The following is a 20496-nucleotide window of genomic DNA, read 5'->3' on the forward strand; positions in this document are numbered from 1 at the left end:
TGGGGGGCTCATGCGTAGATCCAGAGGGCTCAGTGCTGCCCTCGCACTGTCACTGGCCGGTGCCGGCACGGGCCTCGCCCTGGTGCTGACGCCCGAGGCGGCCGCCATCACACCGCCGGTGGCGTTCACCGCCGACGAGCTGCCCACCTGGCAGCCGAACGGCGTCGTCTTCGCCATGGAACAGGCGAACGGCACCGTCTTCGCCGGCGGCACCTTCTCGGCGGTCCGCCCGCCCGACGCGGTCGGCGGCGCCGAGCAGGAAGCGGTCAACTTCGTGGCGCTGGACGCCTCGACGGGCAACCCCACCTCCTGCAAGCTGGCCTTCACCGTCGGCGACGGCACCGCGACCGTACGGGCGCTGGCCGTCTCCAAGGACAAGAAGACCCTGTACGCGGGCGGCTACTTCGGCGCCGTCAACGGAACCCCGGTCTCCAGCCTGGCCGCGATCGACATCGAGACCTGCGCCCCCAAGGCCGCCTTCCACCCCGGCGTGCCCGCCACCGTGCGCGCGCTCGACGTCAGCGACGACACCCTGTACGTCGCGGGCGACTTCGGCACCGTCGAGGGCCAGATCCGCGAGCGGTTCGCCGCGGTCGACGCCGCCTCCGGCGCCCTCAAGCCCTGGACCGCCAACGCGGACGAGCCCGGCCGGGCCGTCAAGGTCAGCAACGACGGCAAGAACGTCCTGCTCGGCGGGGACTTCTTCACCGTGAACGGCACCAACACGCACGCCCTCGCGGTCGTCAGCGCCACCACGGGCGCGGTCGCCAAGACGTACTCGACCATCCCCTCCAACTCGGTCGTCAAGCACATCTCGGCCGACGCCACGGGCTACTACACCGCCAACGAGGGGTCCGGCGGCGGCGTCTTCGACGGCCGCATGGGCCTGAGCACGGACTTCAGCGAGAAGTGGCGCGACCGCTGCCTCGGCGCGACCCAGTACGTGCTGCCTTACGACGGCGTGCTCTACAGCTCCTCGCACGCGCACGACTGCTCCACCGAGCTGGAGTTCCCCGACGGCAAGAGGAACTTCTTCCTCGCCCAGCCCACCGACCACACCGGCGCCGCCCCCGCGCCCGTGGACGGCTTCGTGCGCGGCCCGCGCAAGCTCGGCTGGCACCCCACCGCCAACGACGGCATCGGCGAGGGCATCGGCCCGCGCGTCATGTCCGTCGCCGAGAAGAACGGCGTCAAGTACCTGTGGGCGGGCGGCGAGTTCACCGTCATCAACGGCCAGCCCCAGCAGGGCCTGACCCGCTTCGCCAACACCGGTGACGTCGGCGCTCCGACCACCCCCCTCGCCAGCGCCGCCAGCGTCAGGCCGGGCGAGGCGCAGGTGCGCTGGCGCACCAGCTACGACCAGGACGACAGCAGGCTGACGTACCGGATCTACCGCAACGGCTCGGCGACCCCGATCGCCACCGTGACCGCGGACTCCCTGGAGTTCGAGCGGCCGCAGGCCTCGTGGAACGACACCACCGTCAAGGCCGGCCAGTCCTACTCCTACCGGGTGACCGCCACCGACGGGGCGGGCAACACCAGCGCCCTGTCGGCGAACGCCTCCGTCACCGTCCCGGCCACCACGGCGGCCTACCCGGACCGGGTCCGCGCCGACGGCGCCAACCTGTACTGGCGCTACGACGACACCGTCAGCCCGTACGTCGCGGACTCCTCCGACGGCGGCAACACCGGCGGCGTCCAGGTGGGCGCCCCGGCCCTGCGCCAGAGCCCCGGCGCCGTCACCGGCAGCAGCACGGCGATGGGCTTCAACGGCAGCAGCCAGCAGGTGTACAGCGACCACCGGCAGAGCGTCGGCGCCTCCTTCACCGTCGAGACGTGGTTCAAGACCAACACCACCCGCGGCGGCAAGCTCATCGGCTTCGGCAACAACACGGCCAACAGCAGCAGCACGTTCGACAAGCAGCTGTACATGACCAACACCGGCCGCCTCGCCTTCGGTGTCTACAACGGCACCGCCCGCACCATCACCACCGGCCTCTTCGAGACGTACAACGACAACAAGTGGCACCACGTCGTCGGCACGCAGGGCCCCGGCGGCATGACCCTGTACGTGGACGGCCAGAACAAGGGCACCAACAGCGCCACCAACTCCACCCCCTACGCCGGCTTCTGGCACGTCGGCGGCGACAGCCTCACCAGCTGGCCGAACCGTCCGACGAGCAACTTCTTCGCCGGGCAGATCGACGAGACCGCCGTCTACCCGACGGCGCTCACCCAGGCCCAGGTCAAGGCCCACTTCGACCTGGCCAAGGCGCCGGCCGACACGGTCTCCAAGGTCGTCGCGTCCGAGGACACCTACGTCAACCAGGGCGCCCCGGGCACCGTCTACGGCGCCTCGTCCTCGCTCGCGGTGCGCGGCACCTCGGCGTACGAGTCGTACCTGCGCTTCACCCTCCCGGCCGCCCCGGCCGGACAGGTCCTGAAGGCCGCCTCCCTCCAGTTCAAGACCTCCACGCAGACCGGCGCCGGCACCGCCGACACGGTCTCCGTGGTCCCGGTCACCGGCACCTGGAGCGGTGACGCCACGACGTACACCACCAAGCCCGCCCTCGGCACCACCCCGCTCGGCAGCATCGCGGGCGTGCCGGACGGCTCGGCCGTCCAGAACGTCGAACTGGACACGGCCGCGGTCTCCGCCCTGCTGGGCGGCAGCCACAGCCTCGGCCTGACCAGCGCGGGCACCGACCCGCTGTGGATCTGGTCCTCGGAGTCGACCGCCGCGGACGCCGCTCCGCAGCTGGTCCTCACCTTCGGCCAGAAGTAACCGCCCGACGGAATGCGGGGCCCGGCACGCCGAGTGCCGGGCCCCGCACTCCTCCCCACGTACGGGAGCCACCTGATGTACCGACGCCCCGCGGCGGCCGCCGTCCTGCTCGCCGCCGCCCTGACGCTGACCGGCTGCGGTTCCCCGGACGGCGCCGAGGCCGGCACCGCCCGGGCCGCCACCACGCCGAAGCCCCCGGCCGCGTCCCCGGCGCCCGACCCGGCGGACGCCGTGGCGGCGCCCACCCCCGCCGCGTCACCGGACGCGAAGCCGACGGGGCCGGTGCTGCCGGACGCGAGGCTCACCCCGAAGACGGGCAGCTTCAAGGAGAACGAGAAGAAGTACCTGAGCGGCCGCGTCCCCGAGAAGACGGACCCGGCCGCCGTCCTGCAGACCGGGCAGGAGACCTGCCAGCGGGTGGAGCGCACGGCCAAGCGGGACAAGGACGCGGCGGCCGCGTCCATCGTCGCCGGCGAGGTCACCGGCGCCGCGGACGCGATCACCTTCCTGTGCCCGGAGCAGAAGCCGGTCCTGGACGCGGCACGCAAGGGCTTCCCCGACGGCCCCCGCTCCACCCCGGCCCCGGGCACCTACCGGGCCGCCACCCAGAGCGGCGCGTGCACCTGGGAGGCCAGGTCCAAGGACGGCTCCGTCATCGCCTCCGGCCCCGAGACCCCGCCCAAGGCGGGCGACAGGATCACGGCCACCGTCCCCGACGGCACCGACCGGTTCACGTCGACGGGCTGCTACGCCTGGCTGCCGGCGTAGACCCGGCCGCGTTTGTGCCGCCCCCTTCCGGGTATCCGCGCGGTCACACGACACAGCGGAGGGGATTCCCGTGCGAGGCATCGGTGGTTGCATCACCCTGATCGTGGTGGGGGCCGTCCTCACCTTCGCGAGCGACTGGGAGATGGAGAGCGTTGACCTCGACCTCGTCGGTCTGATCATGATGGTGGCGGGTGGCATAGGCCTCGCCGTCTACGCGAGCGTCCTCAAGCGCCGCCGCATGGCCGCCCTCCCGGTGGTGGAGGAGCACCACCACCGGGACGGGATCTGAGGGCCTAGCAGGTTCCAGGTGCGGACGGGAGCATTCCGGTAAACGTTTGCCATTCTCTGGCAAAGCCTGTGCTGGGCCCTTGCCGTGCCGGGGGAGACCCGATGGGATGCGCGAGTCCCATTCCGGCGCACCGGGCGATCCGGTGCGCCGTCTTGCATGCGAAACATCGAGGTCGAGTCACACCGTGCGTCAGATATCCACCGCCGCGAGGCTGCTCACCGTCGCGGCACTCCCGCTGGCGCTGACCGCCTGTTCCTTCCCCGGCACGAAGGCCCCCGCGGCCGCGCCGAAGGCCGCGCCGGCCGCCGCCCCCAAGGCCGCGGCACCCTCCGCCGACCCCAACAAGGGCCTGCTGACCGGCACCCAGCTCAAGGCGGCGCTCGCACCCGCGTCCTTCTTCAGGAGCGGCTTCGCCGTCGACCCCGAACTCTCCCGCGACACCGGCAACACCTACCAGGAGCCGGCCACCGCCGACGTACCCACGCCCGACTGCACCAAGCTCGGCGCGACCTCCTGGACGGAGATCACGGGCATCACCGGGGTCTCCTTCGCGCAGAACGCGTACGTGGACAAGAACTCCTCCGAGGAGTTCGCCCAGGAGATCGACGTCTACCGCGGTACGACCGCCACGACCGTGCTCGACGCGCTGGGCAAGATCGCCATGGCCTGCCCCAGCTACACGGACGGCGACACCCACGCCAAGGTGACGGTCACCGAGAAGCCCCTGCCGGGGGTGGGCGACGGCGCCTGGGCCATCACCCAGACCAGCACCGCCTGGCAGGGCGGCACCACCCTGGTGGCCGCCCGCGTCGGCACCTCGGTGGTGACCGTCCTGGCCAGCAGCGCGAAGGACAGCGGCCTCGCGGGCGGCACGAAGCTGGCGAAGCAGCTGACGGCGTCCCTCCAGGGCAAGGCCTGACCTCAGCGCCGGACGGCCCCCTCGTACACGCCCAGCAGGGTGTCCAGTACGGAGTCCATCGCGAAGGAGCTCGCCGCCAGTTCGCGGGCTGCCGTGGAGGCGGCGGCGTTGGCGGCGGGGTCCAGGAGGTCCAGGACCGCCTCCGCCACGCCCTGCGGGCCCGGCTCCACCGCCCGGCCCGCGCCGGCCGCCGCAATGTCGCGGGCGAGGCCGTTGGAGTGGGTGACCACCGGTGGGACGCCCACCGCGAGGGCCTCCAGGACCGACATGGGGAACGGCTCGTCCACCGAGGGCAGTACGTAGACGTGCGCGCGGCGGAGCTCGGTGAGGACCTCGGCGGCGGACAGGGCGCCGGTGACCGTGAAGCGGCCGGTGAGGCCCAGCTCCGCGATCCGGGCCCGGACCGCCGCCAGCTCGCCCTCGTCCGGGCCGGCCACCACGAACTCCGTGTCCGGGTGAGCCGCCAGCACCGCCGGGGCGGCGTCCACGAAGTCCACCGGGCGCTTGCGGGCCTGGAGACGGGCCGAGTAGAGGATGCGGGGCGGGCCGGAAAGGGGCGGCCGCTCCTCCTGGGACGGGGTGCCGTTGACCAGGCGGACCGCCTGCGCGAGCGGCGGGGAGCCCACCACCGCGTCCAGGCCCGCCCGCTCGTGCGGGGTCAGGTACAGCACCGCGTCCGCGCCGCGCAGCAGCCGGCGTACGGCCACCGCGTCCAGGAGCTTCGCGAGGAGCCTCCCGCTCGGGTCGACCATGCCGTGGGTCTGGAGGACGAGCGGCTTGCCCGCCCGCAGGGCCGCCAGGGCGACGGGCAGGGTGACCAGGTCCCGGGCCAGGTGGACGTGGACCACGTCCGCCTCCCGCACCAGGCGGGACGCCGAGGCCAGCAGGGCCGGCGAGGTCATCCCGCTGAAGCCGAGCGGGAGCAGGCGCCGGGCCGGGAACAGCTTCGCCGGGACCCCCTCCACCGACGTCGGCCACGGGTCGAAGCCCTCGCCGAGGGCCAGGAGCCGCGCCTCGTGGCCGCGCGCCCGCAGGCCCTTCGCCAGGTTCAGCGCCACCCGCACCGGTCCGCCGAAGGCGTGCGAGGGGGAGTGCAGGGTGACGGCGTGCAGGACCTTCACTTCGGCTCCTCCACCGGGCGGCGGCGGCCGTCCTGGGTCTGCAGGGTCAGTTCGGGCAGGTCCCGGTGGACCACCGAGCCCGCGCCGGCCACCGCGCAGCGGCCCACGGTCACGCCCGCCAGCACGGTCGCCCGTACGGCCACCCACGCGCCGTCCTCGACGGTGATCGGGGCGTTGCGGTAGCGGAAGTCGGCGGCCCGGTGGTCGTGCGAGCCCGTGCACAGCATCGACTCCTGCGACAGGCACACGTGCGAACCGATCGTCACCGGCTCCAGGTTGAGCAGCCACGCGCCCTCGCCGATCCACGTGTGGTCGCCGACCTCCAGCTTCCACGGCCACAGCACGCGCACCCTGTGCCGGATCAGCACCCCCTCGCCGATCTTCGCGCCGAAGGCCCGCAGCAGTGCCACCCGCAACCGGGCCGGGCAGAACCACGCCCCGAACAGGGTGTTCATCACGGTGAACCACAGAGCCTGCGTCAGGAACCCGCGCCCCTTGTCGTATCCGGCCAGCGTGAAGGCAGGAAGATCGCGCAACAGAAGCCCCTCGTCGTCCGCCCCGGGCGCGCCTCCCCGCGCGCCGAACGCCCAGACTAGACTGCGCGCTGATCACGTACGGGGGTGGGGGCAACAGTGGCCACGGACATACGCGAGCCCGCCGTGGAGCCGGTGCCGAGACCCGTCGAGGACGAGTCCCAGTGGGGGAGGGTCACCACCCCCCGCACCCTCCTCTCGCGGGCCCTGTCCGTTCCGCTCGCCCTCGGCTTCACCGTCTTCTTCCCCCTCTTCGTCGCCGCCCAGCCCGGCGACGGCCAGCACGACGCCGCCTACTGGCTCCAGCTGCTGCTCACCATGTACGCGGGCGCCCGGCTCTCCGCGATGGTCCTGACGAGCCGCCGCAAACTGCTCCAGGGCTCCTTCTGGCTCTTCGTCTACATGGCGATGGGCGTGGCCCCGCTCGCCCAGGCCGTCCTCGGCCGGGTCCCCACCCCCGTCGTCGGCCCCCGCTCCGACCTCACCCTCGCCATCGGGCTGGTGCTGCTGGGCTGCACCGCCTTCGACGTCGGCGTGCTGCTCGCCCGCCACCGGCCCGCCGGCCGCGCGGGCGGCTCCCCGAAGGAACCCCGGCCGGTCATGGCCCACCGGCGCAGGCTCCAGCTGCTGGCCGCCCTCGCCTTCCTCGGCAGCGCGGCCTTCGTCGTCAAACTCGGCGGCCCGGCGGTCTTCTTCTCCAGCCGCCAGGAGATCATCGCCGGCATCCAGGAGGCCGGCGTCTCCAACGGCGACGGCCAGGCCGGGCAGGCCCTGCTGCGCGGCTTCGGCACGGTGCCCGCGCTGCTCGCGCTGCTCCTGTACACCCGGTGGCTGATCACTTCGAGGTTCGCCCGCCGCAAGGTGTCGGTCATCGCCACCTGGGCGGCGCTGGCGGTGCTGAACCTGATCGTCAACAACCCCGTCTCGAACCCGCGCTACTGGTTCCTGACCGTCCTGTTCGCGCTGCTGTTCACCGTCTTCCCGGTGAGCGCCGCCATGTACCGGGTGGCACTGTCGATGGCCGTCGTCGTCGCCCTCCTCGTCTTCCCCTTCGCGGACCGCTTCCGCTACGACGAGAAGAACTACAAGCCCGTCGAGACGACCTCGTTCCTGGAGCCGATGGCGCTCAAGGACTACGACCAGATCGGCATGTTCGCCAACACCATCACCTTCTCCGGCTCCGGCCCCGGCCACTTCTACGGACGCCAGCTCGCCGGCTCCGTCTTCTTCGCGGTGCCCCGCTCGGTGTGGCCGGGCAAGCCGCGCGACACGGGCGTGATGGTCGGCCAGTGGATGGGCACGGTCAACACCAACCTCTCCTCCCCGGTCTGGGCCGAACTCTGGCTGGACTTCGGCCCGCTGGGCATGGGCGCCGGAATGCTGGGCATCGGGTACGCGGCCGCGCGCGTCGACCGCCGCTACGCGCAGCGGGCCACGCGCCGCTCCGCCCCGGGCAGCCTGATCTCCGTGGTGGTCCCGCTGGTCGCCGGGTACTCCTTCATCCTGCTGCGCGGCCCGCTGCTCCAGGCCTCCGGCCGGGTCGCCATCGCCGGGCTGTGCCTCGCGCTCGTGGCCACGTACCGCCGGGACAAGGCCGCCACCCTGCGCTGACGCGCCGTACGTCCGCGGCCGGCCTGGCCGCATGGGGCCAGGCACCTCCGTGCCACCCCGAACCCCTGGAACACCCCCGGGCCCGGAAGACATGATCCTCTCAACGGCGCGGCAGTGAGGCGCCGGGGGGAAACCGGGCCGGCGCCGAGGGGCGCACACCTGGAACGCCACGTCACCACAGGTTCGCGCGATTGCGCACACCTGGCCCATCCGCGTCCGAAATATGGGGGATTGTCATGTCTGCTCGCCGTCGACTCGCCACGCTCGCTTCGGTCACCGCCACCGCTGCCGTCAGCTCGTCCCTCCTCCTGGCCCTGGGCGCGGTCCCGGCCTCGGCCGCCAGCGTGGCCACCTGGGACAAGGTCGCCGAGTGCGAGAGCTCCGGCAACTGGAGCATCAACACCGGCAACGGCTACTACGGCGGCCTGCAGTTCTCGGCGTCGACCTGGCGGGCCTACGGGGGCACGGCGTACGCGGCCTACGCCCACCAGGCCACCAAGAAGCAGCAGATCCTGATAGGCGAGAAGGTCCTCGCCGGCCAGGGCCCGGGCGCGTGGCCGACCTGCGGCCGCCTCGCCGGACTCGGCAGCGACCACGCCGACCCGTACCCGGACGCCCCGACCCCGCCGGCCCCCGCACAGTCCTGGAAGGCGCAGGTGCTGATCGGCTCCGGCAACGGGATCTACCACGCCACCCGCTTCGACAACGGCACATGGACCCGCTTCGGGAACGTCGACAGCCAGGCGACCGGCGTCCCGGGCGGGGTGCGCACCACGGCCGAGGCGGGCATCAACGGCGACACGCACGTCCTGGCCGTGAGCAACGAGGGCAGGCTCTACCACACCATCCGCAACGCCGACCGCACCTGGGGAACCTTCGGGGACGTCCACGCGGTCGCGGGCGCCCTGACCAACATCACGCAGGTGGCGGCGGTTTCCTCGGGGACCGAGGTGCAGGTCGTGGTGGTGGCGGACGGGAAGGTCTACCACACGGTCCGCCGGGCCAACGGGACGTGGGCGCCGTTTGGCGCGGTCGGCAACCCGGGCGGGGCGCCGGTGACGAAGGTGGCGCTGTCCCAGACCGGCACCGACACGCAGGTGGTGGCCGTTTCCGGCGGCAGCCTCTTCCACACGGTGCGGCACGCCGACGGCACGTGGACGAGCTGGGGCAACGCCTCCGCAGAGACCGGGGTGAGCGGCATCGACGAGGTGGCGGTGGCCGGTACGGGCGGCGACCTCCAGCTGGTGGTGACGACCGAGGGCGGCGCGAAGCGCTACCACGGCGCCCGCCTCGCGAGCGGCCAGTGGGTCCTGAACGACCTCTCCGCCGTCGTCCCGGCCGGCGTCACCGTCACGGACGTCGCGGCCGCCGCCGTCGACAACGAACTCCAGGCCGCCTTCGTCACCACCGACGGCCGCGTCCTGCACACGATCCGCCACACCACGGGGACCTGGACGGGCGTCGCACCCGTGGACCTGACCGGCGTCGGCGGCACCCACACCGGCGTGTCCATCACCGCCACCTTCAACTGACCGGCGCACGACACCCCCGACACCCCCCGACAGAACCCAGGAGCCCCGTCATGTCCACCTTCACCCGTCGTGCGCTGACCTCCGCCACCGGCATCGCCCTCGCCGCCTCCGGCCTGGTCGCCTTCGCCGCCTCCCCCTCGTACGCCGCGGGGCCCGACTACCAGATGCCCTTCAGCTGCAACCAGGCCTGGCTGGGCAAGACGTACAGCGGCCACAGCCCGTCGATGCAGTCCATCGACTGGACGCACGGCAGCACCACCGCCAACCAGCCCGTGCTCGCCAGCGCCGACGGCGTCGTCAGCACCGCCACCACCCTCACCAACCCCGACGGCTCGTACCGCAGTTACGGCAAGTACGTGGTCATCGACCACGGCAACGGCTCGACCACCCTGTACGCCCACCTCAACGGCTACGACGTCAGCGCGGGAACCCGCGTCGTACGCGGCCAGAAGATCGGCATCGTCGGCAACACCGGCAACTCCTCCGGCGCCCACCTGCACTACGAGCAGCGCTACAACGGCACCGTCAAGCAGTCCGTCTTCGACGGCGACCCCTTCCAGATGGGCTCGACGCTGACCAGCCGCAACTGCGCTGACACGACGACCCCGCCGGCCCCGACCGGCCAGTGGCGGGCGCAGGTCGCGGTCGAGTCCGGCGGCGGCATCTACCACGCCGTCCGCAACGCCGACCGGACCTGGACCGGCTTCGGCGACGTCCAGGGCGTCACGGGCGAGGTTCCCGGCGGGGTACGCACCACCGCCGAGGCGGGCATCAACGGCGACACGCACGTCCTCGCCGTGACCAACGAGGGCAAGCTCTACCACTCCATCCGCTTCGCCGACCGCTCCTGGTCCGACTTCGGCGACGTGGCCGGCCAGGCCGGCCAGCTGACCAACATCACGCACGTGGCGGCGGTCTCCTCGGGGACCGAGGTGCAGGTCGTGGTGGTGGCGGACGGGAAGGTCTACCACACGGTCCGCCGGGCCAACGGGACGTGGGCGCCGTTCGGCGCGGTCGGCAACCCGGGCGGGGCGCCGGTGACCAAGGTCGCCGTCTCCCAGACCGGCACCGACACCCAGGTGGTGGCCGTTTCCGGCGGCAGCCTCTTCCACACGGTCCGGCACGCCGACGGCACGTGGACGAACTGGGGCAACGCCTCCGCAGAGACCGGGGTGAGCGGCATCGACGAGGTGGCGGTGGCCGGTACCGGGGGTGACCTCCAGTTGGTGGTGACGACCGAGGGCGGCGCGAAGCGCTACCACGGGGCGCGCCTCGCGAGCGGCCAGTGGGTCCTGAACGACCTGTCGGCGGTGGTCCCTTCGGGCGTCACGGTCACGGACGTGGCGGCGGCGCAGGTGAACAACGAGCTCCAGGCGGCCTTCGTGACCACCGACGGGCGGGTCCTGCACACGATCCGCGCCGTCAACGGCACCTGGTCCCCGGCCGCCCCGGTCGACCTGACGGGCGTCCCCGGCACCCGCACCGGCGTCTCGATCACCGGCACCTACAACTGACGCACGGCACACCGCGGGCCCGGGACGACCACCGTCCCGGGCCCGCTCCCGTGCGGCTCAGGCGGCGGCCGCGACCTCCGCCGGAACCTCCAGCCGGGCCACCCGCAGCCACCCGGCGGCGGCCTTCGCGGCCGAACCGAGGGCCAGCCCCCAGGCGGCGCCCGCGACGCCCCACCCGGCGTACCCGCCCAGCAGCAGTGCCACCGACAGCAGCGAGAACACCACCTGGAGCGAGAGGGTGGCCTTCGGCGCGAGCACGCGCAGCGTGAGCAGGGCGCAGGTGCCCAGGCCCATGACCGCGTACTGCGCGCCCGTGGCGGGCAGCAGCGCGGCGGCCGCAGGCCAGGTGTCGCCGAGCAGCTCCCGCCCCAGCCGGTCCGGCAGCGTGTACAGCACCGCCGCCCAGCCCCCGCCCAGTACCGCGAGGACGGCTCCCATCAGCAGGGTCAGCCGGACCACGCCCCGCTTGCCGCGGGCCCGGCCGACCACCGGCGGCCCGAAGGCGTTCGCCGAGTTGAACAGCACGTTCAGCGGGCCGAAGAGGGTGGTGGCGCCGCGCAGCGCACCGACGGCGAGCGGGGTCGCGAACGCCCCGAGCCCGAGGACCGCGAGCTGGCTGGATCCGTTGCCCACGGCGAACTCGACCACGAAGCGCCGCCCCAGGTGCCCGCGCCGCAGATAGGGCCGCAGTTCGGCGCGCACCCCGCGGACGAACGGCCGCAGCAGCCACAGCCCCACCGCCAGCGCCGGCAGCGCGGACAGCCCCCACACCAGGACCAGCCGGCCCGCCGAGACCCCCCGCGGCTGTACGGCCAGCGCCGCGACCACGCACACCAGCCGCAGCGCGTCCGCGGCCAGCGCCCGCTCGGGCACCCGCAGGGCGGAGAAGCAGTAGCGCAGCCCGTCCTGTACGAGGACCGGCGGCAGTACGAGGCCCAGCGCGAGCAGCGCCCACCCCGTGTCCCCGGGCACCGCGAGGCCCGCCGCGGCCACGACGAGCCCGGCCGCGGCGGACCCGGCGGCCGTGAACAGCACGGAGGAGCGGCACACCCGCCCCAGCCCCTCGCCCTTCTCCAGCACCACGGTCTGGCCGACGTAGGCCATGTTGAGCCCGAGCAGCACGCTGAAGGCCACGTAGACCATCGAGAAGGCGGCGAACCCGGACGCCGACGACAGCCGGGCGGCCAGCACCAGCACCAGGATGTTCGTGGCACTGGAGGCGGCCTGGTCCAGGACCGAGGAGACCGCGGCGAGGCCCCGCCGGCTCACCTCTGGCCCGTGCGGACGGTGCGCAGCGCCACGGTGTCGCCGCCGTCGCCCGGGGCTGCCTCCCCGTCCCCGGAGGCGGCGCCCCCGGCCCCGCCCTCGGCCACGTCCTTGGCCCCCCGCTCGGCCCCGCGCTTCCCGGAGGGCAGGGGGGCGTGCAGCACCGCGCCCAGCACGGTCCCGCCGGCGCCGCTGATCAGCTCGCGGATCCGGGACAGGTCGCTGCGGTGCACGGCCCGCGGGTCGCAGACCACGAGGACGCCGTCGACGCGGTCGACCAGGGCGAGCGCGTCGGCGTACGAGAGCACGGGCGGCGCGAGCACCACGACGGTGGAGTTGGGGGTGTCGGCCTCGGCGATCAGCTGGCCGGTGCGCCGGGAGGTCAGGGCCCTCGCCACGTTGCGCACGCGGTCGCCGGGGATCAGGTCGAAGTCGCCGGACTCGGCGGCGTCCACGACGACCCGGCGCCCGTCGGGCCACTCGGTCTCGGCGCTCGCGGAGCCGCCCGCAAGGCTGCTCCAGCGCGGCCGGTCGCCGGTGTCGGTGGGCAGCTGGCTGGCCAGGACCGGGGTGCGCAGGTCGGCCTCGATGAGCAGGACGTCCTTGCCGGTCTCGGCGAAGGAGGCGGCCAGGTTCACGGCCACGGCGGCGGCCGTCTCGCTGCTGCCGCGCGGGGCGACCACCAGCAGCCGGCGCCGGTCGGCGAACCGGGCGTCGTAGGCGAGGCGGAACGCCACCGAGCGGTACTCCTCGGCGAGCCGCGGATCGGCCTCCCCGGCCGCGAGGAGCGGGCCGCCGCCGGTCCGGTCGCGGGGCAGGTAGCCGAGTACGGGTGCGCGCAGGGACCGGGCCACGTCGCCCTCGGAGCGCGGCGCCGGGTCGAAGACCAGCCGGACCCAGGCGGCGAGCAGGCCGAGCGCCAGGCCGACGGCCGCGCCGAGCGCGAGGGACATGGGCAGGCCGGGCCCGTCGGGGGCGGCGGGCGGGGCGGCGGCGGTGGTGACCCGGCCGGGGGTCATGTCCAGGGCCTGGAGCTTGGCGATGTTGCCGTTGAGGGTGTTGACCTTGTTCTGGAGGTCGGTCCGCGAGGAGAGGGAGGCGTCCCGGGCGGTGCCCGCCGGCATGCTGTTGATCTGCCGGGCCACCTCGTCGAGCTGCCTGGCGACCGGGTCGCGCTGGGCCTCGTACCCCTTGACCATCGTGTTGCGGGTGGCGTCGAGGGCCTCCTGCCGCTTGAGCAGGTAGGCGGCCGCCATGCCGTTGGCCCGCTTGGCGGCCTCCTTGGGGGAGGCGGCGGTGTAGGTGAAGCGCAGCACCATCGTCTGCGGCGGGTTGGTCACCTGGAGGCCGCCGCGGAACGCCGGGACGTCCTCGGCCGCCACACCGAGGGTCTTCGCGGCCTGCTCCGCTATGGAGCGGGAGAGCGCGACCTGCCGCTCCGAGCCGATGTTGATGGCCTTGTCGGGGGCCAGGCTCGGGTTGAACGGGTCGTCGGCGGGCGCGCGCAGCACCACGTCCGCGACGGACACGTAGGTGTCCGCCGTGGAGATTCCGAGGTAGACGCCGCCCAGCAGGCCGACGGCCAGGCCCGCGCCGAGGAGCCGGCGGTAGCGCAGGAGCTGCTTGAACTGGTCCCGTAGGAGATCGGGTTCGTCCTCGGCGGGGGTCGTCGCCGGGCGGTTCGTCTCGGTCACGGCCGCTTCCCCCCGAGTGCTTCGTCGATCAGTGCGTCGATGCGGGCCAGGCCCGCCTCACGGCTCAGGTGGGCCGCCACGTGGACGGGTCCGGCCGCCCCGAGGGCGTCCGCGCCCTCGGGGTCCTCGGCCAGGGAGCGGACGGCCTTCAGCAGCGCCTCGGGGTCCTCCGGGGGGACGAGCACCCCGGCGCCGGAACGGCGTACCTCCTGCGCGGTCCCGCCCTGCGCCGCGACGGAGGCGACGACGGGCCGGCCGGCCTGGAAGTAGGAGGTCAGCTTGGACGGCACGCTCATGTCCAGCACCGCGGCGTGCTGCGTGACCGCGAGGACGTCCGCCGCGGCGAGGACGTCCGGGAACCCGTTGTCGGCGGCGGGCGGGATGATGTCCAGGTTCGGGACGTCGGCGGCCATGCTCGCGAGGGCCGCGCGCTGGCTCCCGTCGCCCATGAGGACGAAGCGGACCTCCGGGTCCAGCCGGGCGGCGCCGACGAGGACTTCGAGGCCCTGCTTGAGGCCCATGTTCCCGGAGTGCAGGACGACGGTCTGGCCGGGCGCCCATCCCAGGTGGTGGCGGGTCTCCCCGCGCGGCTTGGTGGGCTTGGCCACGTGCGACCAGTTCGGGACGAGGCGGATCTTCCGGGGGTCCACGCCCATCGCCACGACCCGGTCCACGAAGGTCTCGTGGATGACGCCGACCAGCGTGGCCCGCTTGAGGGCGTACGCCTCCGCGCGCGCGGCGAACGCGGCCGCCCTGTCCCCGCCGCTGATGCCGCTCTGCGCGGCGGCGGCGCCCATCAGGTCCTGGACGACGGGTACGAACGGCACCTTCCAGCGGGCCGCCAGCCGTGCGGCCGTCACGCCGCCGGCGAGGCTCGGCATCTGCGCCATGACCAGGTCGGGCTTCGGCATCCGGGGCGGGGCCACGGCACCGTGCAGCAGAATCGATCCTTCGAACAGGGCGCGCCGAACGGCGGTCTGACGGGGCGGCACGGTGTGGGCGCGCCGGTGCACGGTGACCCCCGCGCGCTCCTCGGTGCGCCGCAGCACCCCCTTGTACTCCGGTTCGACCGACCAGGCCGGGTAGTGCGGCATGCCCGCCAGAACGTGCGCGTCGTGGCCGGTACTCGCCCAGTGCTCCGCGATCTGGGTGGCGTACGGGCCGATGCCCGCATGCTCCGGGGCGTAGTTGGTGGAAACCAGCAGCAGGCGCCGGTGACCGGATGTGGACACTGAACGTCCCCTTCTCCCCTGGATGATGCGGACGTCACCCTATTCGTTCACCCGACGGGGTGTGGAACGCGCGCGCTATTGTCGGCTGATCCGCCGCACCGGGGGGTGCGGCCGCTGGGGGGAACCGATCCGATGACGGAGCGCGACATGACCGACCCTGTGCCGTCCGAGCGCAGGCCGTACCGCGTGGGCTACGCGCCCGGTGCCTACGACCTGTTCCACATAGGCCACCTCAACATCCTGCGCCACGCCCGCAGCCGGTGCGACTACCTGGTGGCCGGCGTGGTCTCGGACGAGATGGCCGAACTGGCCAAGGGGCGGCGCCCGATGATCCCGCTCGTCGAGCGGCTGGAGATCGTCCGCAGCGTCAAGTACGTCGACGCCGCCTTCGTGGAGACGGTCCCGGACAAGGTGGAGACCTGGAAGCAGGTCCGCTTCGACGTCATCTTCAAGGGCGACGACTGGCGCGGCACCCCCAAGGGGGACAGGCTGGAACGGGACTTCGCCGCCCACGGGGTCGACGTCGTCTACTTCCCGTACACCGTCCACACCTCCAGCACCCAGCTGCGCCGCGCCCTGGACGCCCTGGCCGAGCCGGCGCACCCGCCGCTGCCGGAGCAGTTCACCGCCGAACGGCGCTGAGCTCGCGGTACCACTTCGCCAGGAAGGCCACCAGGAACAGGGCGGCGACCGCGCCCAGGCCCGCGTACGCCCAGCGGAACAACGTCCCGCCGCCCAGCAGCAGGAAGACGAGGCAGAACACCCCGTAGTCCACGGGGAGCAGGGCCACCGCGCGCAGCGTCGAGGGGGCCGCGGCCGGACTGCCCGGGGCGGCCTTCGGCTTGAGCTTCTCGGTCAGCAGGCCCCCGAAGAAGGTGACGACGGCGGCGAACTGGAAGCCCAGCGGCACCAGGAGCCACCCCTGCGAACCGGTCCCGAACGCCTCGGGGAAGCGGTGGAAGGCGATGAGCACGCAGGCGTGCAGCGCGGTGAGCTTCGCGGCGTCCACCACGTGGTCGAGCCACTCGCCCGCCGCGCTCCCGCCGCCGCGCAGCCGGGCCAGCTGGCCGTCGGCCGAGTCGAAGGCGAAGCCGACCGCGAGCGCCGCCCAGACGGCGATCCCCAGCCCCCACGAGGGCGCGGCCAGCGCCACCGCCGCCACCGCCGCGAAGCTGAACGCGGCACTGAGCAAGGTGACCTGGTTGGGCGTCAGGCCCAGCGCGTAGGACCCGGCGGCCAGGTACCGGCCGACCGGCCGGTTGACGAACCGGGAGTAGAGCGACACCCCCTTGGCCGACTTCTGCGCCCCCCGCAGTTCCCGGAGCGCGGTCCCGAATCTCGCCATGCCTGCCCCTGCCCTGTCCATGTGGTCATGTGATCGTGTGTTCACAGGAAGGGCACATCATCGCAGGGGGAACGAAAGGCTCCGCTCGGGATCGGTCAGCTCCCCCCGAGCAGCGAGCAGCGAGCACCCACCCCCGGCCGCCTCAGGACACCACCCGCAGCAGCAGCACCGACCGGGCGGGCACCGTCAGCGGCTCCCCGCCCCGGTGCCGCGTCCCCGGCGGAGCCTCCTGGGACTCCCGCGCCGTGTCCAGCACCAGCTCGTACTCCACCGCCCACGGCGCGCCCGGCAGCACCCACTCCACCGGCCGGTCCCCGGCGTGCAGCAGCGCGAGGAAGCTGTCGTCCGTCACCTGGCGGCCCCGCTCGTCCCGGCCCGGGATGTCCCGCCCCGACAGGTACAGGCCCACCGCGGCGGCCGGCGCGTACCAGTCCCGCTCCGTCATCTCCGCCCCCGCCGGGGTGAACCAGGCCAGGTCCCGCAGCCCGTCCGCGCCCTGCGCCCGGCCCGAGAAGAACGCCCGCCGGCGCAGCACCGGATGCGCCCGGCGCAGCGAGAGCAGCCGCCGGGTCAGCGCGAACAGGCCGCTCCACTGCGGGTCGGACAGCAGCGACCAGTCCACCCACCCCGTCTCGTTGTCCTGGCAGTACGCGTTGTTGTTGCCGCCCTGCGTGCGCCCGAACTCGTCGCCCGCCACCAGCATCGGCACGCCCGTCGACAGCAGCAGCGTCGTCAGCAGGTTGCGCAGCTGCCGCCGCCGCAGCGCCCCGATCCGCGGGTCCCCGCTCTCGCCCTCGGCCCCGCAGTTCCAGGACCGGTTGTCGTTGGTGCCGTCCCGGTTGGCCTCCCCGTTCGCCTCGTTGTGCTTGCGCTCGTACGACACCAGGTCGCGCAGGGTGAACCCGTCGTGCGCGGTCACGAAGTTCACCGAGGCGTACGGCCGCCGCCCGCCCCACGCGTACAGGTCGCTGGAGCCCGACAGCCGGTACCCCAGGTCCCGTACGTCGGGCAGCGCGCCCCGCCAGAAGTCCCGCACGGCGTCCCGGTATCGGTCGTTCCACTCCGTCCACAGCGGCGGGAACGCCCCCACCTGGTAGCCGCCCGAGCCCACGTCCCACGGCTCCGCGATCAGCTTGACCCGCCGCAGCACCGGGTCCTGGGCGATCACCGCGAGGAACGGCGACAGCATGTCCACGTCGTGCATGGAGCGGGCCAGCGCCGCGGCCAGGTCGAAGCGGAAGCCGTCCACCCCCATCTCGGTCACCCAGTACCGCAGCGAGTCCGTGATCAGCCGCAGCACGTGCGGGCGCCCGGCGTGCAGGGTGTTCCCGCAGCCCGTGTAGTCGGCGTAGCGACGCTGGTCGGACTGGAGCCGGTAGTAGCCCCGGTTGTCGATCCCGCGCAGCGACAGGGTCGGTCCCAGCTCCCCGGCCTCCGCCGTGTGGTTGTAGACCACGTCGAGGATGACCTCGATGCCCGCCGCGTGCAGGGCCTTCACCATCCGCTTGAACTCGCCGACCTGCTGCCCCGCCGTCCCGCTGGCGGAGTAGCCGGCGTGCGGGGCGAAGTACCCCACCGAGTTGTACCCCCAGTAGTTGCGCAGGCCCCGCCGCAGCAGGTGGTCCTCGTGCGCGAACTGGTGCACCGGCAGCAGCTCCACCGCCGTCACGCCCAGCGCCTTCAGGTGCTCCACCGCCGCCGGATGGGCCAGGCCCGCGTACGTGCCGCGCAGCTCCTCGGGAACACCCGGATGGCGCATCGTGAACCCGCGCACGTGCAGTTCGTAGATCACCGTGTCGGCCCAGGGGGTCTTCGGCCGGACGTCGTCCGACCAGTCGTCGTCGTCATGGACGACCACCCCCTTCGGGACGTACGGGGCCGAGTCCCGGTCGTCGCGCACCGTGTCGGCGATGTACTGCTGCGGCCAGTCCCGGACGTGCCCGTACACCTCCGGAGGCAGCGAGAAGTCCCCGTCCACCGCACGCGCGTACGGGTCCAGCAGCAGCTTCGCCGGGTTGTACCGGGCACCCGTCCAGGGGTCCCAGCGCCCGTGCACCCGGAAGCCGTACCGCTGCCCGGGCCGCACGCCCGGTACGAAGCCGTGCCAGATCCCGTGCGTCAGCTCGCTCAGGGTGCAGCGCGTCTCCGCCCCGAGGGCGTCGAACAGGCACAGCTCCACCGCCTCCGCGCCCTGCGCCCAGAGCGCGAAGTTGGTGCCCTCCACCCCGGCCGGCCCCGTGTGGTACCGGGCCCCCAGCGGGTGCGAGGAGCCCGGCCACACGGGTGGCGCCGGGTGCGCGGCGGCCCGTAACACCTTCGCCTGGACCCGTTCCCGTACGAAGTCCATCTCCTCGACGGTCCGGCCGGCATCACTGCCGGCGGCATCCACCGCCTCTTGCTCGGCTGCGCTCGACACTGCCCGCCTCCACGGCTCCTGGGTACCGGCGGGGGGAGTGCGCCCCGGCGTCCCGGCCAGGGCCCGCCCCGTCTGGTCCTTCCCACTGTTCTGCCCGGACTGTTCTGCCCGGAACGTGCCCGGCCCTCACGTTTCCCCCGGAGGGCCCCGGTCGTTGGACGGGACGTGACTCTTCTGACGAGGCGGGCAGGGGCGGGGTTGGCCGCCGTGGCGGCGTGGGCGGGCCTGCTGGGCGGTCTGGCCGGCTGCACCGAGGACGGCGGATCCCCCGTCGAGATCCAGCTGCCCGGAAAACCCCGCTCCCCGGACGAGGCCATCCGGGTCACCCCCGACGACAACGCCAAGGGCGTACCGGCCGAGGGCCCGCTGCGGGTGAACGTCCCCGAGGGCCGCCTCGAACGGGTCAGGGTCACCAAGGTCGAGGACGCCCAGGAGGAGGAGGTCCCGGGCGAGATCGCCGCCGACGGCCTCAGCTGGAGCCCGGACCCCGACGCCGGACGGCTCGCGCTCGCCGCCAAGTACACCGTCGACGCGGTCGCCCTCGACGGGCACAACCGCCGCCAGGCCCGGCACACCACCTTCACCACCTACGTCCCCGAGGAGCGGTTCATCGGCTACTTCAAGCCCGAGAACCGCTCCACCGTCGGCACCGGCATGATCGTCTCCTTCAACTTCAACCGGTCGATCAAGCAGCGCGCCGACGTGGAGCGGGCCATCACCGTCACCGCCGACCCGGCCGTGGAGGTCGTCGGCCACTGGTTCGGCTCCGACCGCCTCGACTTCCGGCCCAAGACCTACTGGAAGGCCGGCACCGAGGTCACCGTGAAGATGAAGCTCCGCGACATCGAGGGCGCACCCGGCTCGTACGGCATCCAGGACAAGACCATCCGCTTCACCGTCGGCCGCTCGCAGGTCTCCACCGTCGACGCGGAGGCGCACACCATGGAGGTCCGCCGGGACGGGCAGCTGCTGTCCACCATCCCCATCAGCGCCGGAGCGCCGAAGAACACCACCTACAACGGCAAGATGGTGGTGATGGAGATGTTCGACGTGACCCGGATGAACGGCGCCACCGTCGGCTTCACCAGCGACGACGGCAAGGGCGAGTACGACATCCCGGACGTCCCGCACGCCATGCGGCTCACCGCCTCCGGCACCTTCCTGCACGGAAACTACTGGGCCAGCCCCGACACCTTCGGCTCCACCAACACCAGCCACGGCTGCGTGGGCCTGCGCGACGACAAGGGCGGCGGCTCGGACACCCCGGCGGGCTGGTTCTTCGACCGGACGCTGGTCGGGGACGTGGTGGAGGTCGTGAACTCGCAGGACAAGACCGTCGCCCCCAACAACGGACTGGGCGGCTGGAACATGTCCTGGGCCGACTGGGTGGCGGGCTCCGCCATCGGCTGACACACCCGGGCCCTCCCCGCACCCCGGGGAAGCGGTGCAATCGAGTGATTGTCAGACCGGA

At 73.2% G+C, this 20496-nt stretch carries 16 protein-coding genes; 9 read left to right on the forward strand and 7 right to left on the reverse strand.

Annotation, left to right across the window (positions count from 1 at the left end; all coding sequences use genetic code 11):
- Positions 1-10: 10 nt before the first annotated feature.
- The 4 genes from D1J60_RS24610 (at position 11) to D1J60_RS24625 (ending at position 4761) form a co-directional block, all read left to right on the forward strand.
- The gene (locus tag D1J60_RS24610) at positions 11-2785 is read left to right on the forward strand and encodes a LamG-like jellyroll fold domain-containing protein (RefSeq protein WP_241253386.1); all 2775 of its coding nucleotides are present in this window, start codon (positions 11-13) and stop codon (positions 2783-2785) included.
- 75 nt (positions 2786-2860) lie between these two features.
- On the forward strand, positions 2861-3553 hold the full coding sequence (locus D1J60_RS24615) for a hypothetical protein (protein WP_241253387.1): 693 nt from the start codon (positions 2861-2863) through the stop codon (positions 3551-3553).
- A gap of 70 nt (positions 3554-3623) precedes the next feature.
- Entirely contained in the window at positions 3624-3842 is a 219-nt protein-coding gene (locus D1J60_RS24620; RefSeq protein WP_125603385.1) for a DUF6458 family protein, read from the forward strand.
- 184 nt (positions 3843-4026) lie between these two features.
- Complete coding sequence (locus D1J60_RS24625; protein WP_125822554.1) at positions 4027-4761, forward strand: hypothetical protein; 735 nt, start codon at positions 4027-4029, stop codon at positions 4759-4761.
- Between the two features lie 2 nt (positions 4762-4763).
- Here D1J60_RS24625 and D1J60_RS24630 read toward each other — a convergent pair whose 3' ends face one another.
- Together D1J60_RS24630 and D1J60_RS24635 are read right to left on the reverse strand one after the other, a co-directional pair.
- Positions 4764-5882, reverse strand: coding sequence for a glycosyltransferase (locus D1J60_RS24630; RefSeq protein WP_125822555.1), 1119 nt, complete (start codon positions 5880-5882; stop codon positions 4764-4766).
- The gene (locus D1J60_RS24635) at positions 5879-6418 is read right to left on the reverse strand and encodes a WcaF family extracellular polysaccharide biosynthesis acetyltransferase (protein WP_125822556.1); all 540 of its coding nucleotides are present in this window, start codon (positions 6416-6418) and stop codon (positions 5879-5881) included. The genes D1J60_RS24630 and D1J60_RS24635 overlap by 4 nt, the downstream gene beginning before the upstream one ends.
- A gap of 132 nt (positions 6419-6550) precedes the next feature.
- On the opposite strand from D1J60_RS24635, the gene D1J60_RS24640 reads away from it, so the two are divergent.
- The 3 genes from D1J60_RS24640 (at position 6551) to D1J60_RS24650 (ending at position 11072) form a co-directional block, all read left to right on the forward strand.
- A complete protein-coding gene (locus D1J60_RS24640) occupies positions 6551-8026 on the forward strand; it encodes a hypothetical protein (protein ID WP_125824173.1) in 1476 nt (491 codons plus the stop codon).
- A 236-nt stretch (positions 8027-8262) separates the two neighbouring features.
- The gene (locus D1J60_RS38700) at positions 8263-9558 is read left to right on the forward strand and encodes a transglycosylase family protein (RefSeq protein WP_277607511.1); all 1296 of its coding nucleotides are present in this window, start codon (positions 8263-8265) and stop codon (positions 9556-9558) included.
- Between the two features lie 50 nt (positions 9559-9608).
- Complete coding sequence (locus D1J60_RS24650) at positions 9609-11072, forward strand: M23 family metallopeptidase (RefSeq protein ID WP_125822557.1); 1464 nt, start codon at positions 9609-9611, stop codon at positions 11070-11072.
- Positions 11073-11129: 57 nt separating this feature from the next.
- Here D1J60_RS24650 and D1J60_RS24655 read toward each other — a convergent pair whose 3' ends face one another.
- Genes D1J60_RS24655 through D1J60_RS24665 form a run of 3 tightly spaced genes read right to left on the reverse strand, consistent with a single transcriptional unit; the run spans position 11130 to position 15234 of the window.
- Positions 11130-12341: a hypothetical protein gene (locus tag D1J60_RS24655; RefSeq protein WP_125822558.1), complete on the reverse strand. Its 1212-nt coding sequence runs from the start codon at positions 12339-12341 to the stop codon at positions 11130-11132.
- Positions 12338-14032, reverse strand: a complete 1695-nt coding sequence (locus tag D1J60_RS24660; RefSeq protein ID WP_125822559.1) for a lipopolysaccharide biosynthesis protein — start codon at positions 14030-14032, stop codon at positions 12338-12340. Before D1J60_RS24660 ends, D1J60_RS24655 begins: the two co-directional genes overlap by 4 nt.
- Positions 14029-15234, reverse strand: a complete 1206-nt coding sequence (locus tag D1J60_RS24665) for a glycosyltransferase (protein ID WP_125595209.1) — start codon at positions 15232-15234, stop codon at positions 14029-14031. Before D1J60_RS24665 ends, D1J60_RS24660 begins: the two co-directional genes overlap by 4 nt.
- 177 nt (positions 15235-15411) lie before the next feature.
- Between D1J60_RS24665 and D1J60_RS24670 the strand changes: the two genes are divergently transcribed.
- Positions 15412-15906, forward strand: coding sequence for an adenylyltransferase/cytidyltransferase family protein (locus tag D1J60_RS24670; RefSeq protein ID WP_125822560.1), 495 nt, complete (start codon positions 15412-15414; stop codon positions 15904-15906).
- On the opposite strand, the gene D1J60_RS24675 is transcribed toward D1J60_RS24670, so the two are convergent.
- Positions 15887-16609, reverse strand: coding sequence for a CDP-alcohol phosphatidyltransferase family protein (locus D1J60_RS24675; protein WP_125822561.1), 723 nt, complete (start codon positions 16607-16609; stop codon positions 15887-15889). The genes D1J60_RS24670 and D1J60_RS24675 overlap by 20 nt on opposite strands.
- A gap of 142 nt (positions 16610-16751) precedes the next feature.
- Positions 16752-18956 (reverse strand): glycogen debranching protein GlgX, encoded by a 2205-nt coding sequence (gene glgX / locus D1J60_RS24680; RefSeq protein WP_241253601.1) that lies wholly within the window; start codon positions 18954-18956, stop codon positions 16752-16754.
- A gap of 267 nt (positions 18957-19223) precedes the next feature.
- Here glgX and D1J60_RS24685 point away from each other — a divergent pair, with 267 nt between their 5' ends.
- On the forward strand, positions 19224-20435 hold the full coding sequence (locus tag D1J60_RS24685) for an Ig-like domain-containing protein (RefSeq protein ID WP_347147195.1): 1212 nt from the start codon (positions 19224-19226) through the stop codon (positions 20433-20435).
- Positions 20436-20496 lie beyond the last annotated feature (61 nt).

The sequence above is a fragment of the Streptomyces sp. W1SF4 genome (assembly GCF_003950035.1).
Lineage (GTDB): Bacteria > Actinomycetota > Actinomycetes > Streptomycetales > Streptomycetaceae > Streptomyces > Streptomyces racemochromogenes.